The 16662-nt window shown below is 56.4% G+C and carries 12 protein-coding genes; 5 read left to right on the forward strand and 7 right to left on the reverse strand.

Annotated features, from left to right (window positions below):
- Positions 1–129 precede the first annotated feature (129 nt).
- On the reverse strand, positions 130–462 hold the full coding sequence (trxA, locus tag PU624_RS21860) for a thioredoxin TrxA (RefSeq protein WP_003851963.1): 333 nt from the start codon (positions 460–462) through the stop codon (positions 130–132).
- A 117-nt stretch (positions 463–579) separates the two neighbouring features.
- Here trxA and rhlB point away from each other — a divergent pair, with 117 nt between their 5' ends.
- Complete coding sequence (gene rhlB, locus PU624_RS21865; protein WP_090966423.1) at positions 580–1872, forward strand: ATP-dependent RNA helicase RhlB; 1293 nt, start codon at positions 580–582, stop codon at positions 1870–1872.
- A gap of 6 nt (positions 1873–1878) precedes the next feature.
- Entirely contained in the window at positions 1879–3363 is a 1485-nt protein-coding gene (gene gppA / locus PU624_RS21870; protein WP_283546606.1) for a guanosine-5'-triphosphate,3'-diphosphate diphosphatase, read from the forward strand.
- 43 nt (positions 3364–3406) lie between these two features.
- Here the strand turns inward: gppA and rep are convergent, their stop codons facing one another.
- Complete coding sequence (gene rep / locus PU624_RS21875) at positions 3407–5428, reverse strand: DNA helicase Rep (RefSeq protein ID WP_283546607.1); 2022 nt, start codon at positions 5426–5428, stop codon at positions 3407–3409.
- 75 nt (positions 5429–5503) lie between these two features.
- Between rep and ppiC the strand changes: the two genes are divergently transcribed.
- Positions 5504–5785, forward strand: a complete 282-nt coding sequence (gene ppiC / locus PU624_RS21880) for a peptidylprolyl isomerase PpiC (RefSeq protein WP_010257386.1) — start codon at positions 5504–5506, stop codon at positions 5783–5785.
- Here ppiC and PU624_RS21885 read toward each other — a convergent pair whose 3' ends face one another.
- Positions 5786–7846 carry an AsmA family protein gene (locus tag PU624_RS21885; protein ID WP_283546608.1) on the reverse strand — a complete coding sequence of 687 codons (2061 nt, stop codon included), beginning with the start codon at positions 7844–7846 and terminating at the stop codon, positions 5786–5788.
- A 63-nt stretch (positions 7847–7909) separates the two neighbouring features.
- Positions 7910–8683, reverse strand: coding sequence for a cyclic-guanylate-specific phosphodiesterase (gene pdeH, locus PU624_RS21890; RefSeq protein WP_283548058.1), 774 nt, complete (start codon positions 8681–8683; stop codon positions 7910–7912).
- A gap of 281 nt (positions 8684–8964) precedes the next feature.
- Between pdeH and kdgK the strand changes: the two genes are divergently transcribed.
- Both kdgK and PU624_RS21900 read left to right on the forward strand, forming a co-directional pair.
- Complete coding sequence (gene kdgK / locus PU624_RS21895) at positions 8965–9897, forward strand: 2-dehydro-3-deoxygluconokinase (protein ID WP_283546609.1); 933 nt, start codon at positions 8965–8967, stop codon at positions 9895–9897.
- Between the two features lie 543 nt (positions 9898–10440).
- Positions 10441–11313, forward strand: coding sequence for an alpha/beta hydrolase (locus PU624_RS21900; RefSeq protein WP_283546610.1), 873 nt, complete (start codon positions 10441–10443; stop codon positions 11311–11313).
- A gap of 2 nt (positions 11314–11315) precedes the next feature.
- On the opposite strand, the gene PU624_RS21905 is transcribed toward PU624_RS21900, so the two are convergent.
- From PU624_RS21905 to hmsP, 3 genes are all read right to left on the reverse strand, one after another.
- On the reverse strand, positions 11316–12806 hold the full coding sequence (locus PU624_RS21905) for a M16 family metallopeptidase (protein ID WP_283546611.1): 1491 nt from the start codon (positions 12804–12806) through the stop codon (positions 11316–11318).
- A gap of 246 nt (positions 12807–13052) precedes the next feature.
- A complete protein-coding gene (locus PU624_RS21910) occupies positions 13053–14342 on the reverse strand; it encodes a dicarboxylate/amino acid:cation symporter (protein WP_090966440.1) in 1290 nt (429 codons plus the stop codon).
- A gap of 225 nt (positions 14343–14567) precedes the next feature.
- Entirely contained in the window at positions 14568–16574 is a 2007-nt protein-coding gene (hmsP, locus tag PU624_RS21915) for a biofilm formation regulator HmsP (RefSeq protein WP_283546612.1), read from the reverse strand.
- Between the last annotated feature and the right edge of the window lie 88 nt (positions 16575–16662).

A 16662-nucleotide genomic window follows, 5' to 3' on the forward strand; every position in this document is an offset into this window, starting at 1 on the left:
AACAAGGGAAAACTTTAGATGCTAACTACAAGGTAAGTTCGTAATGCAGTGTTGGTAACTTAGCATGCCTGAAAGTGAACGTCCAGCAGCAGGAGATAAATTCACCACTGCCAGACGTTCAGTCCCGCATTACGCCAGATTGGCGTTCAGGAACTCTTTCAGCTGGCCTTTAGACAGCGCGCCCACTTTGGTCGCGGCGACTTCGCCATTTTTAAACAGCAGCAGCGTCGGGATACCACGAATGCCATACTTCGGTGCCGTGCCTGGGTTATCATCAATATTCAGCTTAGCGATGGTCAGCTTGCCATCATACTCTTCTGCAACTTCATCAAGGATTGGCGCGATCATTTTGCAAGGACCACACCATTCAGCCCAGAAATCTACCAGTGTAACGCCGTCGGCTTTCAGCACGTCGGTGTCGAAACTGTCATCAGTCAGATGAACGATTTTATCGCTGCTCATGTTTTACTCCACAAGATTATGCCTGGCGAATTGGCGTAAAATATACCAATGTTGGTTGACTTTATTTCATCGGATACGCTTTCGTAAAGCGATAGTAAGCTGATATTCTACCACACTATGAGCAAAACACACTTAACTGAACAGAAGTTTTCCGACTTCGCCCTGCACCCAAAAGTGGTGGAAGCCCTTGATACTAAAGGCTTTCAATACTGCACGCCGATTCAGGCGTTAGCTCTGCCTTTTACGCTTTCAGGGCGTGATGTTGCAGGCCAGGCGCAAACCGGTACCGGCAAAACGATGGCGTTTCTGACGTCAACGTTTCATCATCTTCTCTCTCATCCTGCGGCGGAAGGTCGTCAGGTTAACCAGCCTCGGGCATTAATTCTTGCGCCGACGCGTGAACTTGCTGTGCAGATTCATGCAGATGCAGAACCCCTTACCGCCTCAACCGGCCTGAAACTGGGTCTCGCCTATGGCGGAGACGGTTATGACAAACAGCTGAAAGTGCTGGAGCAGGGCGTTGATATTCTGGTCGCCACCACCGGTCGCCTGATCGACTACGCGAAGCAGAATCACGTTAACCTCGGTGCCATTCAGGTCATGGTGCTGGACGAAGCCGATCGCATGTTCGATCTCGGCTTTATTAAAGATATTCGCTGGCTGTTCCGTCGCATGCCGCCGGCAACACAGCGTCTGAGCATGCTGTTCTCGGCTACCCTCTCCTACCGCGTCCGTGAACTGGCGTTTGAGCACATGAACAGTGCTGAATATGTGGAAGTGGAACCGGAGCAGAAAACCGGCCATCGCATCCAGGAAGAGCTTTTCTATCCGTCTAACGAAGAGAAAATGCGCCTGCTGCAGACCCTGCTGGAAGAAGAGTGGCCCGATCGCGCCATTATCTTCGCTAACACCAAGCACCGCTGTGAAGATGTCTGGGGCCACCTGGCGGCGGACGGACACCGTGTCGGCCTGCTGACCGGTGATGTAGCTCAGAAGAAGCGCCTGCGCATTCTGGATGACTTCACCAAAGGTGATGTGGATATTCTGGTTGCGACCGATGTCGCGGCTCGCGGTCTGCACATCCCGGCTGTGACTCACGTCTTTAACTACGATCTGCCAGACGACTGTGAAGATTACGTTCACCGTATTGGCCGTACCGGTCGTGCGGGTGCCAGCGGGCACTCTATCAGCCTGGCCTGTGAAGAGTACGCGCTGAACCTGCCGTCGATTGAAGAGTACATTGGCCACAGCATTCCGGTCAGTAAGTACAGCAGTGAAGCGTTGTTAACCGATTTGCCGCCGCCTAAGCGTCTGCAGCGCAGCCGTACCGGCAGTGGCCCGCGTCGCGGGGGAAATAACGCCAATCGTCGCGGTGCTCCACGCAATAACAACCGTAAACGTTCAGGTTAGGGCACCATGCTAAGCGCATCGTCACTTTATGCAGCGATTGATTTAGGGTCTAACAGCTTTCATATGTTGGTGGTGCGCGAGGTCTCTGGCAGTATTCAGACCGTCGCAAAAATTAAGCGCAAGGTTCGCCTTGCTGCCGGTCTGGATAAAAATAACCTGTTGTCAGCCGATGCGATGTCGCGTGGCTGGCAATGCCTCAGACTGTTCTCTGAACAACTGCAGGATATTCCCCCCGATCAGATCCGCGTGGTGGCGACCGCCACGCTGCGTCTGGCTGCCAACGCGCAGACCTTCCTCGATAAAGCTCAACAGATTCTCGGCTGTACCATCAACGTCATCAGCGGTGAAGAAGAGGCGCGCCTGATTTATCAGGGCGTGGCCCACACCACCGGCGGTTCCGACCAGCGTTTAGTGGTCGATATCGGCGGCGGCAGCACCGAACTGGCGACCGGCGATGGCTCGCACGCCTCGGTGTTGTTCAGCCTGTCGATGGGCTGTGTGACGTGGCTTGAACGCTTCTTCAGCGATCGTCACCTGGCGAAAGAGAACTTTGACCAGGCCGAGCTGGCAGCGCGTGAGATGATCCAGCCGATTGCCGCGCAATTGCGTGAGCAGGGCTGGCAGGCCTGTGTCGGGGCCTCCGGCACGGTTCAGGCGCTGCAGGAGATCATGGTTGCGCAGGGCATGGATGAGCGCATCACGCTAAATAAACTGCAGCAGCTCAAACAGCGTGCCATTCAGTGCGGCAAACTGGAAGAGCTGGAAATCGAAGGGCTGACGCTGGAGCGGGCGCTGGTGTTCCCGAGCGGTCTGTCGATTCTCATCGCCATCTTCCAGGAACTCAGCATTGACAGCATGACGCTGGCGGGCGGCGCACTGCGTGAAGGACTGGTCTACGGCATGCTGCATCTGCCCATCGACCGCGATATCCGGACCCGCACGCTGCACAACGTTCAGCGCCGTTTCAGCATTGATGTTGAACAGGCAGACCGCGTGCGCCAGCTGGCAGAAAGTTTCTTCCGTCAGGTTTCCACGCCGTGGAAGCTGGATCAGCGATGTCGTGAGCTGCTGCTCAGCGCCTGTGCGATCCACGAAATCGGCCTGAGCGTCGACTTCCGTCATGCGCCGCAGCACGCGGCGTATCTGGTGCGTCACCTCGACCTTCCGGGCTTCACACCGGCGCAGAAGAAGCTGCTGGCCTGTTTACTGCAAAACCAGAGCGGCAGCATCGACCTGGCATTGCTGACGCAGCAAAATGCCCTGCCGCCGCGTCTGGCGGAACGGATGTGCCGTCTGCTGCGGCTGGCGATTATTTTCTCTACCCGCCGTCGCGACGACACGCTGCCTGCAGTGCGGCTACAGGCAGACGACGATGCCCTGCATCTGACCCTGCCCGCAGGCTGGCTGGAGGCGCATCCGCTGCGCAGTGAGCTGCTGGAGCAGGAAAGCCACTATCAGTCTTACGTCCACTGGTTGTTAACCCTGTCGTAATCCCACATGCCTGAGGCGAGTATCCTTCGCCTCCTGCACCGGTTTAACTCTTTTTCGCCTTATCCAGCATCGCTCTCAGACCGGCGACCCGGCTCTGTCCGGTTTTCATTCGTTCTTCCGCACTGACCACTTTGCGCTCGGTTTCCCATTGCAGATCGTCCTGCGGCAGTTCCAGCAGAAAACGACTCGGTTCCGGCCGGACTAACTCGCCATATTGCCGGCGTTCGCGACACAGGGTAAAGGTCAGCTCTTTCTGCGCCCTTGTGATCCCCACGTAAGCCAGGCGACGCTCCTCTTCGATGTTGTTCTCATCGATGCTGCTCTGATGCGGCAACAGTCCCTCTTCCATACCCACCAGGAAGACATAGGGGAACTCCAGCCCTTTAGAGGCGTGCAGCGTCATCAGCTGCACCTGATCCAGCTCTTCATCGCTTTCACCGCGCTCCATCATGTCGCGCAGGGTAAAGCGCGTCACCACCTGCGCCAGCGTCATCGGCTCATCGATATCGCTGCCCTCCAGCATTTCAGTCATCCACTGAAACAGCGTATTGACGTTCTTCATCCGCATTTCGGCGGCTTTCGGACTGCCGGAGGTTTCGAACAGCCAGCTTTCGTAGTCGATGCCGCGAATCAGGTCGCGCACCGCATTCACCGGCTCCCTTTCGCTCAGCTGGATAATCTCATTCAGCCAGTGGGTGAAGCGCTGCAGATGCTCCAGCCCACGGCCGCTCAGCGTCTGCCCCAGGCCGACATCAAAACTGGCGTTAAACAGGCTCTTGCTGCGTAGGTTGGCCCACTCACCCAGCTTCTGCAGCGTGGCCGGGCCAATCTCACGGCGCGGCGTATTGACGATGCGCAGAAACGCGCTGTCATCTTCAGGATTGGTCAGCACGCGCAGGTAGGCGAGCAGATCCTTGATCTCCGGCCGGGAGAAGAACGAGGTGCCGCCAGAGATGCGATAAGGGATGCGGTTCTGCATCAGAAACTTTTCAAAGGTCCGCGACTGATGGTTACCGCGATAGAGAATCGCGTAATCTTTGTACTGTGTCCGGTTAATGAAGTGATGCGCGATCAGTTCGCCGGTCACCCGCTCCGCTTCATGCTCTTCGCTGTTGGCGGTCAGCACTTTCAGCTCACTGCCCTGCCCCAGCTCCGAAAACAGCCGTTTCTCAAAGACGTGCGGGTTGTTGGCAATCAGGATATTCGCCGCCTTCAGGATGCGCTGCGAAGAGCGGTAGTTCTGCTCCAGCTTCACGACCTCCAGCGCCGGGAAATCCTGATTCAGCAGCACCAGATTCTGCGGCCGCGCGCCACGCCAGGAGTAGATCGACTGATCGTCATCGCCGACCACCGTGAAGCGCGCCCGTGCGCCAACCAGCAGTTTAACCAGCTCATACTGACTGGTGTTGGTGTCCTGATACTCATCCACCAGCAGATAGCGGATACGCTGCTGCCAGCGTTCGCGCACTTCCTGATTACGCTGCAGCAGCAGCGTCGGCAGCAGGATCAGGTCATCGAAATCGAGCACGTTGCACGACTTCAGATGCTGGCTATAGAGGGCATAGCAGTGCGCAAAAATATTATCCTGCTGGGAGCGCGCCAGCGCGGCGGCGCCCTGCGGATCGATCAGATCATTTTTCCAGTTCGAGATGGTGGAGATAAGCTGCTGTAACAGCGTCTTATCCTCTTCCAGCCACTCTTTGGTCAGCTCTTTCAGCAGGGCGAGCTGATCCTGATCGTCGAACAGCGAGAAGTTCGATTTCATGCCCAGCGCCGCCGTTTCGCGTTTAATGATCTCCAGTCCCAGCGTATGGAAGGTCGAGATCAGCAGACCGCGCGCCTCTTTACGGCCCAGCGTCTGCGCGACACGCTCTTTCATTTCGCGCGAGGCCTTATTGGTAAAGGTCACCGCAGCGATATGGCGCGCCTGATAGCCGCATTCACGAATCAGATGGGCGATTTTATTGGTAATCACGCGGGTTTTGCCCGATCCCGCGCCCGCCAGCACCAGACAGGGACCGGTAACAAATTCGACGGCACGTTGTTGGCTGGGGTTTAAACGCATAGGAGAAATCGCCTGATTGAATCAAAAGAAAGGGGTTTATACTGGGCGGCAATTATACACAACAGAGATACCAACATGGCGAAAACCGCGGCGGCTTTACACATCCTCGTCAAAGAGGAAGCGCTGGCAAAAGAGATTCTGGCGAAACTGGCGAAAGGCGGCAATTTCCAGCAGCTGGCAAAGAAGCACTCAACCTGTCCTTCCGGCCGGAATGGCGGCGATCTGGGCGAGTTCCGTCAGGGACAGATGGTGCCGGCCTTTGATAAAGCGGTCTTTACCTGCCCGCTGCTGACGCCTTACGGGCCGGTAAAGACCGGCTTTGGTTATCACATTATCAAAGTGCTCTACCGCAACTAATTACTTCTTCTGCTTCATCTGTTGCAACACGGTGCTGCACTGGTTGTCTTCGTTATCACTTGGAGAGATCAGTGCCAGCAGCGCCGCTGCCGGACCCACGACCGCGCCCAGCGCCACGGCAGCCGCACCACGCGCCAGCAGTGGCCCCGTTTTCACGCCCGCATCAGGATTTTTGAAGGTGCCGCGCACGTAAAGCGGGGAACGCAGCGTCACGATGCGGATGCCTTTACTCTCCGGATTTACTGACAGATCCAGCCGCTCACTGGCGAAGTTCGCGTTACCGGACACATTGATAATGGCGTTCTCGGTATCAAACACAAACAGGTTTGGCGTCGCCACACCGTTCTGCAATTTGAGATCGGTCGCGGCACAGTTGATGCGCACCTGGTCATCGCCAAACAGTTTGCCTACCACGTAATTACCCACGTTGAGTCCGGCAATCTCCATCAGGCTGCGGCTGATCAACCCATCATTCATCAGCAGCTTAAGTTGCCCGTTGCTGGTCGCCAGCAGATCGGCCACGGAGTTACCGGTGCCGGTAAAGCTGGCATCGCCATTAAGCTGGCCACGGCTGTTCTTCATCGCCTCTACCGTCGGGAAGAGCTGACGCAGCTGCAGCTTACGCACATGAAGGTCAACCCGACCACGCATCGGCGAGTGATCGCCTTCCAGCCGGATAGTGCTGTTGAGATTGCCGCCTGCCACACCAAAGCGCAGCGGATCCAGCAGCAGATCGCCGTTTTTCATCTGCAAATGGGTATAGAGATCGCTCAACGGCAGTGAATTGCTGTGTTCGATCCGTTTGCCGCTGAACTTCACGTCGGCATCCATCACATCCCAGTTTTTGGTATCGAATTTATCGTGCGGCAGCACGCGGTCGGCAGGCTGATTCGATTTCTCACCGCGACGGGCTTTAGCCTGCGCCGTTTTTTCGCTGCCTTTGCCGGAGTCGACGCCAATCAGCGGCCCCAGATCGGCCATACGCAGCTGCTCAGAGGTCATTTCACCGCTGAGTGTCGGGCGGGGTTTGACCTGGCTGTAGATCAGCGAGCCATGAATATCGCTATCGCCGATATGGCCGTTGAATTTCTCATAGCGGTAGACCGCGCCCTTTTCGCCATTAAATTTAGCAATCAGATGGCCGTCAGTTTCATAAGGCGGTGTGTCAGGCAGCAGAACGCCGGTCAGGCCATAGAGATTCGCCAGCGTATCGCCCGAGAAGCGCAGGCGCACGTTCAGCCCGCCGAGGTTCATCGGATCCTGCAGACCGCCGGTCACCTGAACGCGCGTGGTGCCGTTGCGCACATCGGCCTGAATCGGGAACGGCGTGTTCTGGCTGCGCAGCGACAGCATGCCGCCAATCCTGCCGTCACCAGTGAGTTTCTCGTCGTTATAGGTGCCGCTGGCCTTCCAGCCAAAGACGAAGTCGCCTGCGCCCTTCTGCTGGTCATCGCCGCCAGCAATCTGCGTATACGGCACCGGTTTACCCAGCGGATTGACCTGCACCGTAACGTCGGCATGGTTAATAGCGTCGCGATAGCGAATCTGGCCCTGATCAAAAAGAATATTATCCAGACGGAAGGACCAGGCCGATGGCGCAGCCTTCTTCTCATCCTTGCCGCTTTCAGCAAGGGTAAAAGTCCAGTTGTTCTTTTTATCGGCAGTCTGAACCAGCCGCGCATCGGGCCGCTGCAGCTTAATCCACGGGATGAACACCTCTTTATGCAGCAGCGACAGCGGTGACAGAGTGGCGTCGACACGCTGCAGATGCACCATGGTGACGTCAGAAATGTCAGGCGGATTGCCCAGCATGATATCTTCCGCATGGATCTGCGGCCACGGCACCCAGCGCCGCCAGCCTGCTTCGTCGCGATTTCGTGCCCAGTCGATGCCCAGATCCCCGCGTATCGCAAAGGGACGGTTTAACTCGGTCGAGACTTTTTGATTGATGGTGGGCTTCAGGCGATTCCAGTCAAAGGTCGCGATGACGACGATAATCACCACGATCAACAACACCAGAATTCCTGCTACCCAGCTGACTATTTTCCCGGTACGCGACATTACGCTTTCTCCTTGCACATTCACGGTCTGCGTTAAAGATAGTCGAGACCACGGGCAACGGCATCAGGGAAGCTGGATAGTAAGATGATTCAACTCAGAAAAGGGGATCGGACGCGAAAAGTAGTAGCCCTGTGCCGCAATAGCAGGCGACGCTTTGACCTGCTGCCACTGCGCTTCCGTCTCTACGCCTTCAACAATAACGCCGTTGCAGTAGCGACTGATCAGCGCCAGCAGCATCGAAAAGAGGCTGCGTCCCTCATCAGTCGTACCCAGCAGAGTAAACAGGTCGCGCGACAGCTTGATGTAATCATATTTTAGTTCGGTCAGCGCCGAGAAATTCGCCATACCCGAGCCGAAATCATCCAGCCACAGCGGCCCGAGTTCAGGTATTTTCGCCACTTTCTCTTCCTGCGGCAGCGCCTGATGCTCGGTGAGTTCAAAGCGTATCCAGGGCAGGCCGGTAATAAGACGACGAATAGCCGGTCGGTGCTGAATGGCGAGCAGTGAGGGGCCGTTGATGTTGACCGAGGCGACGACGTCATGGCGCTGAAAAAACGCGCTCCACTCGGCGAGCAGTTCAAGCTGCTCATACACGACGTTCAGGCGCTGAGCGATGTCGAGTCCGCTAAACCAGGCTTCGGGCGAGAGACTCCGTTCCGGCGTCATGGGATGATAAACGGCGGTCAGCAGTTCAATGGCGAGCAACCGACCGGTGACCCGATAGATCGGCTGAAACCGATAGCGTCGATGGCATTGTTGCCAGAAGAGCGGGGTTTCCGGCTGGAGATTCAGGTCGGTTGAAGACGGCAGCCATTGGCTAAAACTCTCCATCACTATGCTATTTTCCTGGTTGGCAACAAGCCCCCAAAACGGGTAGCTGCAGCGATTATCAAAAGTGCCTGTGATAAAGAGATGAACAACCCGGCGCTATGAAACGGCGAGTTTATCAGCCGTTGCGTTAACATAATCGACTAAACAAGCCGACGTTAGACGCGCTTTTCAGCCCTATCGGGGCCATTTCCGTCCTTAAGTTAAATTAAAACAGCGTTTTAAATTCATTTGACGACTGCCATACCAGACGCGAAACTAGGGCGATATTTCACTACAGGTCTTAAACCATGACGCAGAAGAGAATCGCCATAATCGGCGAATGCATGATTGAGCTGTCCGAGAAGGGTGAGAACATTAAACGGGGTTTTGGCGGCGATACGCTTAACACGGCGGTTTATCTCGCCCGCCAGGTGGATGAACAGCAGCTGCGGGTCGATTATGTCACGGCGCTGGGGACAGATTCATTCAGCGATCAGATGATCGCCGCCTGGCAGCAGGAGAAGGTGAATACGGACCTGATTCAGCGCCTCGATAATAAGATGCCGGGCCTGTATGTGATTGAAACGGATGCCGACGGCGAGCGGACCTTCTGGTACTGGCGCAGCGATGCCGCCGCGCGTTACTGGCTCGATAGCCCGCAATCGGCAGAGATAGCCGAACAGCTTTCGCACTACGATTATCTCTATCTCAGCGGCATCAGTCTGGCGATTCTGCCGCCTGCCAGCCGTGACACGCTGATGGCGCTGCTGGCCCGCTGCCGGGCCAACGGTGGCAAGGTGATTTTCGATAACAATTACCGCCCGCGTTTATGGGCCGATCGCGCCAGTGCGCAGGCTGCGTATCGCGCCATGCTCAACTGTACCGATATCGCCTTCCTGACGCTGGATGATGAGCATCTGCTGTGGGGCGAAGAGCCGCTGGAAGCGGTTATCGCGCGAACCCGTCAGGCGGGCGCCAGCGAAATCGTGATTAAGCGCGGTGCCGACTCCTGTCTGGTCGCCACCGGCGATGCGCCGCTGATAGATGTGCCTGCGGTGCGTCTGGCGAAAGAGAAAGTGATCGACACCACGGCTGCCGGTGATTCCTTCAGTGCCGGATATCTGGCGCGCCGTCTGACGGGCGCCTCCGCGGAGGCTGCCGCGCAGCGCGGACACCTGACTGCCAGCACCGTGATTCAGCATCGCGGCGCGATTATTCCGGCAGAGGCGATGCCTGACTGACAGGGCGGCGAGCCAGGCACTGATCACGCAGATGCCAGAAAAATGCGCTCCCCGGCGCATTTTTTTTGGCTGCTGGCGGCCTGTGGCCGGTTCGCTGTCACAGCATTCTGCGCAGGGAGGGCAACGTCACGGGGTGAATGAACCGCTGATGATAAGACGGGCACTTAAGCCCCTGAAGCGAAGCGGGCGTGGTACGGGCGCTAAAATCATTATGTCGCCTTAACAGCAGACAGCGCGATATCCGGTAAATTGCGGCTAATAAAGCGAGCCGTGCCAGCCATTTACCTTAAGCTGCAAATTCGTGGTTAATAACGGCCTTCCTGCGGCAATCCCCTTCAACCTCTCTTATAATTTATTGATTAAAATTAATCAGTTATACAAACAGATCCACCACCAGGCATAGTCCTAATCTGGTCAGATTTACCCTTTTCGGATGGACGACCGCCTGAAAAAAGACCATCTTTTAATCAAAAGACAGCAGGACGCTGTTCTCTCCGGCCGCGAACAAAACAATTAAAATATTCCCCGCATCAGGATCTATTTATGCACACAGAAATTATTAATATCTGGCCACACGGTGATGCGCCAGGCGCCAGCGATTCGCGCGCAGAGCCGCAGATCGTCGATATGGCAAAAGAGTATGAGCCTTACGATCGCGCAGCGACCGGCGTACGTTGCCCGGAGATGGCGATCTGGCATCCTGTCGAATCAAACGGGATTACCCTGCTGGTCGCACCGGGCGGTGGCTATCAGCGCGTAATGATCGATCGTGAAGGCAGCGCCCTGGCGACCTTCTTTACGTCGATGGGTTACACCCTGGCGGTCATGACCTATCGCCTGCCCTATGACGGGCATCACGAAGGTCCCGACGCGTCGCTGGCCGATGCGCAGCGCGCAGTTCGCGTCCTGCGCGATCGGGCACAGCGTGGCCTGAACGGTAAATACATTGTGATGATGGGCTTTTCGGCGGGTGGCCACGTGGCGGCCAGTCTGGGAACGCGCTTCGCTGAGAAACTCTATCCGGTACAGGATGGCGCAGAGAACTTCTCGCCGCGTCCGGATGCGATGGTACTGGTCTATCCGCTGATCAGCATGCGTGACGGCATCGCTCATGAAGGTGCCAGAACCCGCCTGCTGGGCGCCTGGCCGGATCAGAAAACCATTGAAGCTTATTCAATGGAAACCCGGGTTCATCCGCTGGTGCCGCCGACGCTGTTAATCCACGCGGCCGACGATGATGATGTCTCCGTGAATCACAGCATGGCGTTTTTCGGCGCGCTGCGTGAGCATAAGGTCCCGGCAGAGGTGCATTTCTATCAGAAAGGCGGGCACGGATTTGGTATCCGTGGCGTGGCAGATTTGCCCCTCGCCAGCTGGCCGATGTTAGTGACCGAGTGGCTCAGGGCAAAAACCTGACATTACGCGGCTGGCGGAACGTCTTTGACGTTGCTATCCGGCGGACTGGCTTCATTGCTGGTCGCCGGTGCCGCTGGCGGTGACATCACTTTATCCCAGCTGTTTTGCAGGCTCTTTACGTTGGTTTCCGCTTCGCCTTCCGGCTGGATCAGAACCATCATCAGTTCCTGCGTCAGCTGCTGACGCAGCTCCTGGTTCAGCTGTTCACGGGTCAGGCTGGCCAGGAACGTCTGACGCAGCTTCTGATACTGTTCAGGCGCGATATCGACCACGGCGTTCTGCTGAGAGCGCAGACGCTGGCTCATCAGCACATCGGTATCGGTGCGGGCATAGGTGGTAAACAGCTTGTTCAGCTCCAGCAGCTTCTGCGCCATCAGCGCATCAAACTCCTCCTGCGGTATGCCTTTATCACGCACGCTGGCCAGCTCACGCGCCACCAGATTCATATTCTGCGCCAGATTTTCATTGCGCCCGTCCATGTTGATCGAGCACTGCGCACGCTGATAAAGCACACGGCAATCAAATCCGACCTGAATGCCCTGCGCCTTGCTGTCGCTGAGTGCGCGCTGGACATGCCAGAACAGCGCTTCACGGGCCAGGTCGCCCTGCCAGTAACGCTGCAGATTCTGGGAGTCACGAATCGGCTGCCACGGCGTATCCCACACCAGCGAGAGACGATCCTGCGTCATGTTGCTGCTGACCAGATTCACCGGCTCGTGCGGCAGCGGCGACAGGGTCGGCAGTGGCGCAGGTGTTTCACGTTTGCCGGTTAACGCCGAGAAGGTTTTGTTGATCTGCTCAGAGAGGTTGCGGCTGTCGACATTGCCTACCACGTAGAGCGTCATCGCATCCGGGGTATACCACTGATGATAAAAATCGTTGAGCTGGGTTAAATCGACCGGCGCGCGCGGCTGCGCTGCGGGATCGTGCGCCAGCAGCGCAGAGCCTTTCAGGCGGTAGCGCCACCAGACATCCTGAGAATCTTTCGGCCAGGTCGCCACCGGATCGGACGCGGCCAGCGCGGTGTTAACCACCTGTTCAGTAATCGCCATATTGCCCGCCGTGGCCGCCAACCAGTTCAGCGCTTCTTTCAGCAGCTCGGGGCGGTTATTCGGCAGACTCAGATTATATTGGGTGGAATCATAGGAGGTGATGACGGGCGGCAGCGGGTGCTGAGGATCCATCGCCTGTTGCCATAGCGCGCGCTGCTGATTGTTATCGAGCGCGGTGTTATGCACCATCGCCAGGCGCGGCAGCAGATGACTGAAGCCGGTCTGTTGCGCACTCTCCACCAGCGAACCGGTATTCACCACCAGCCGCAGTTCAATGCGGTCGCTGGGGCGTTGCGGTGTGGCCAGTAACTGCCAGTTAAATCCATTATCCAGCTTGCCTTCCTGCCAGGCCGGATCCGGTTGCAGCGTCTCTGCCTGGAGACCAAAGCTGCCTGCCAGCACTAATCCACCAACCAAAAGCCGAATTCTGGTGCCCTGCATGTGAACCCCTACTCAAATAATTCAAATATCGTTATCACTGGCGCATATTGCCGCTGTTATTAACGAATCGGCTGGCGCCGAATCGCGCTGTTATCCAACAACAAAGTGTTTGACCACAGGAAGCGCAGGATGTCGCGTAACGAAGTGAAAAACGTCAAAAAAAACAAGTGGGGTTTATTATGCAAATGCCCGCTGTCAGGGCAAGCGACAGCGGGCATTTGTGGGGATTTAAGTGAAATTCAATGATTAAATTGAAGATTCAGACGCTTTATTCTCCTTATTCCGGCCTGCCAGCGTGTCGGTCAGCTGTTTATGATCCAGCTGGTCGACCCACTTCGCCACCACCACGGTCGCCACACCGTTACCAATCAGGTTGGTCAGCGCACGGGCTTCGGACATAAAGCGGTCAATACCGAGAATCAGCGCCAGACCCGCCACCGGCAGATGTCCCACCGCAGAGAGCGTCGCCGCCAGCACGATGAATCCGCTTCCGGTTACCCCCGCCGCACCCTTGGAAGAGAGCAGCAGCACCACCAGCAGCGTAATCTGATGGAAGATATCCATGTGGGCATTGGTCGCCTGAGCGATAAATACGGCCGCCATGGTCAGGTAAATCGAGGTGCCGTCCAGGTTAAAGGAGTAGCCAGTAGGAATCACCAGCCCGACCACCGATTTCTTACAGCCCAGCTTCTCCATCTTATCCAGCATGCGCGGCAGCGCAGACTCGGAAGAGGAGGTCCCCAGCACAATCAGCAGCTCTTCTTTGATATAGGCGATGAACTTAAAGATGCTGAATCCGGCGAACAGACGGGCAATCAGTCCCAGCACAATCACCACAAACAGAATACAGGTGATGTAGAAGCAGATGATCAGCTGGCCGAGCTGCACCAGTGAACCCACGCCATATTTACCGATAGTGAAGGCCATCGCGCCAAATGCCCCTATCGGTGCCAGACGCATGATCATGTTGATGATGCCGAAAATCACTTTTGAGAAATTTTCAATCACGTTGAAAATCAGCGTGCCGGTGTTACCCAGACGATGCAGGGCAAAACCAAACAGAATGGCAAACAGCAGTACCTGCAGAATGTTGCCGCTGGCAAAGGCGCCAATCACGCTGTTGGGGATAATATCCAGCAGGAAAGCGACGACACCCTGTTGCTCGGCCTGCTGGGCATACATCGCCACCGCTTTGGCATCCAGCGTAGCAGGATCAACGTTCATCCCGGCACCTGGCTGCACCACGTTCACCACGATCAGGCCGATAAGCAGCGCGATGGTGCTGACAATTTCAAAATAGAGCAGCGCAACCGCGCCGGTCCGTCCTACCGCTTTCATGCTTTCCATGCCAGCGATGCCGGTCACCACGGTACAGAAAATAACCGGGGCGATAATCATCTTGATTAACTTAACAAAGGCATCTCCCAGAGGCTTCATCTGGGTCCCTAACTCCGGGTAAAAATGGCCTAATAAAACGCCGATGCCAATCGCCATCAGCACCTGGAAATAAAGGCTTTTAAAAAGTGAGGTTTTCATAAACAGGTGTCCACTAACGCCGTGAGGTGATGTTGTCGGATTCGTTATTGTGACTGTCAGGCAACAGAGGTGGCGCCTGACAGTAACCCGAAAATAACACTCTGTTTACGTGATTAATACAGGGTGACAAACGCCCAGGAAACCCTGGGATCGTAATTCTGAACTGAAACGCTTCAGCAAGGGGTTTTGTAACTAAAATTCTCGCAAAATCAATGAATCAGGCAATTATTGCGGCAGTGAGGAGTTTTCAATCCACGCCTGATTAAATCGGGCCAGAGGCAGGGCTTCAGCGTAGAGATAGCCCTGTCCGATAGCGATACCGCGCGCCAGCAGCCAGTCGCGCTGCTCGGCGGTTTCCACACCTTCGGCAATCACTTCAAGGTGGATAATCTCGGCGATAGCCGCCACGATACGGACCATCGTGTCGTCATGCGGCAGCGCCGCCACGAAGCTGCGATCCATCTTCAGCTTGTTTACCGGCAACGCTTTCAGCTGATGCAGATAGTTCAGGTTGGAGTAGCCCATGCCAAAATCATCCAGCGCCACGGCGACGCCGGTCTGCTGCAACAGTCGCAGCATCGACATCGCCTGTTCTGCATCTTCAAGCTGCGCGGTCTCTGTCACTTCCAGCACCAGCGTGTCGGGTGCGATGCGGTGGCGCGTCAGCAGAGCCTGCAGATGCGAGACCACGCCGGTGTCGCGCAGTTGCACAGCGGAAATATTCACACTCAGCGGCAGCATAATACCCTGTCGCTGCCAGCCTGCCAGAATGCGGCACGCCTCTTCAAACACCCAGCGGCCAATCGCGCTGATCACGCCAATCTCTTCGGCGCTGGCAATGAACTCTTCGGTCAGACCGTAACTGCCATCTGGCTGGCGCATCCGCAGCAGCGCTTCCGCGCCGGTTAACGCGCCGGTGCGCATATCGACCTGCGGTTGCAGATAGAGGGCGAACTGCTCATCGTGCAGCCCCTGCAGAATGTCATGCTCCTGTGTCAGACGCTTCTGCGCGCGCTCGGTCAGCGCGGCGTCAAAGAACAGGATCTGATTTTTGCCCTGATGGCGGGCCGACATCATCGCCGAGGTCGCGCGGTCAAGCAGCTCATTCGCGCTCAGCGGCTTATCGTCGCGCAGCGCCAGACCGATGCTGAGGTTAGGACGCAGCTGCAGCTGATGCAGATTAACCGGCTGATTCAGGCGAATCATCAGGTTGCGGGCCAGACGCAGCGCGCGGAACGGATTACTGGCGCGCTTCATTAACAGAACAAAATCGCTGACCCCGGTCTGGGCCAGCAGAGTATGGTCATCCAGGGTATGACGGATCTTCTCCACCAGCGTCAGCATCAGCGTATCGCGCTGCTCATCGCTCAGTACGCCGTTGGCTTCCTGCAACGTTTCAACGCGGATCACCATCAGACCCAGTGGCTGCTCAGGGTGACACATGAACTGTTCGACCAGCGCCAGAAACAGGGTGCGATTGGGCAGATCGGTAACGGGAAAATGGGTAGTCAGCCGGCTCATCTCGTCATGTATCGACTCCAGCACCTGCTGATTACGGTTGTAGCTGCGGACCAGCATGCCGATTTCGTCATCGCGGTGGTTCGGCGGCAGCGACAGCTTATGCGTCAGAATCGACGGCGGCGGCAGCTCCTGCAGCTCGCGCGAAAGATTGCGCAGCGGATGCACCACCAGCCGATTGATGCACCAGCTGATCGCCACAGAGAGGATCAGCGCCAGCAGCAGATAGGTGATGATCATGGTCGAGAGCGTGCTGAGGATAAACTGGTAGACGCGCGTCGAGTTAGCCTGCAACACCAGATAGGCCAGCGGCTTCGGCATCCCGGTATTTTCGACCGAATAGAGCGGCAGGGTAATCTGCACCGGCAGCTCAAACAGGCGGGCGACCAGACGCGGCACAGGTTTTTCCACCTCGAAGTCGGCATGCAGTGCCTGGAACGCATTCGGCAGCACCACATCGGCGCGCGATAAAATACCGGCCGGTTTCAGGGAGTGAAGAATGCGTTCGGCCTGCGGAATATCGGCGCGCAGCACCGCTTCCGACAGCGGCTGACGGACGGTATGCGCGATATTCTCCATCTGCTGGGCGTAGTCAATCCTGCGCTGCTGCACAAAATGAAACAGTTGGATGACGATAAAGATACTGATGGTGATAACCGCAACCAGCGAAACTGTCGCCATCTGCTTTATCGTAAGTGACCGGCTTACGCGCAAAAAATTCTCTCCTGACGATGAAAAAAGCCCAGATAGCAGACAGTACAATGGTCGCCAGTATATCCCATAAACTGACTTTTTTACCGTC

The sequence above is a fragment of the Pantoea sp. Lij88 genome, from assembly GCF_030062155.1.
GTDB lineage: Bacteria > Pseudomonadota > Gammaproteobacteria > Enterobacterales > Enterobacteriaceae > Pantoea.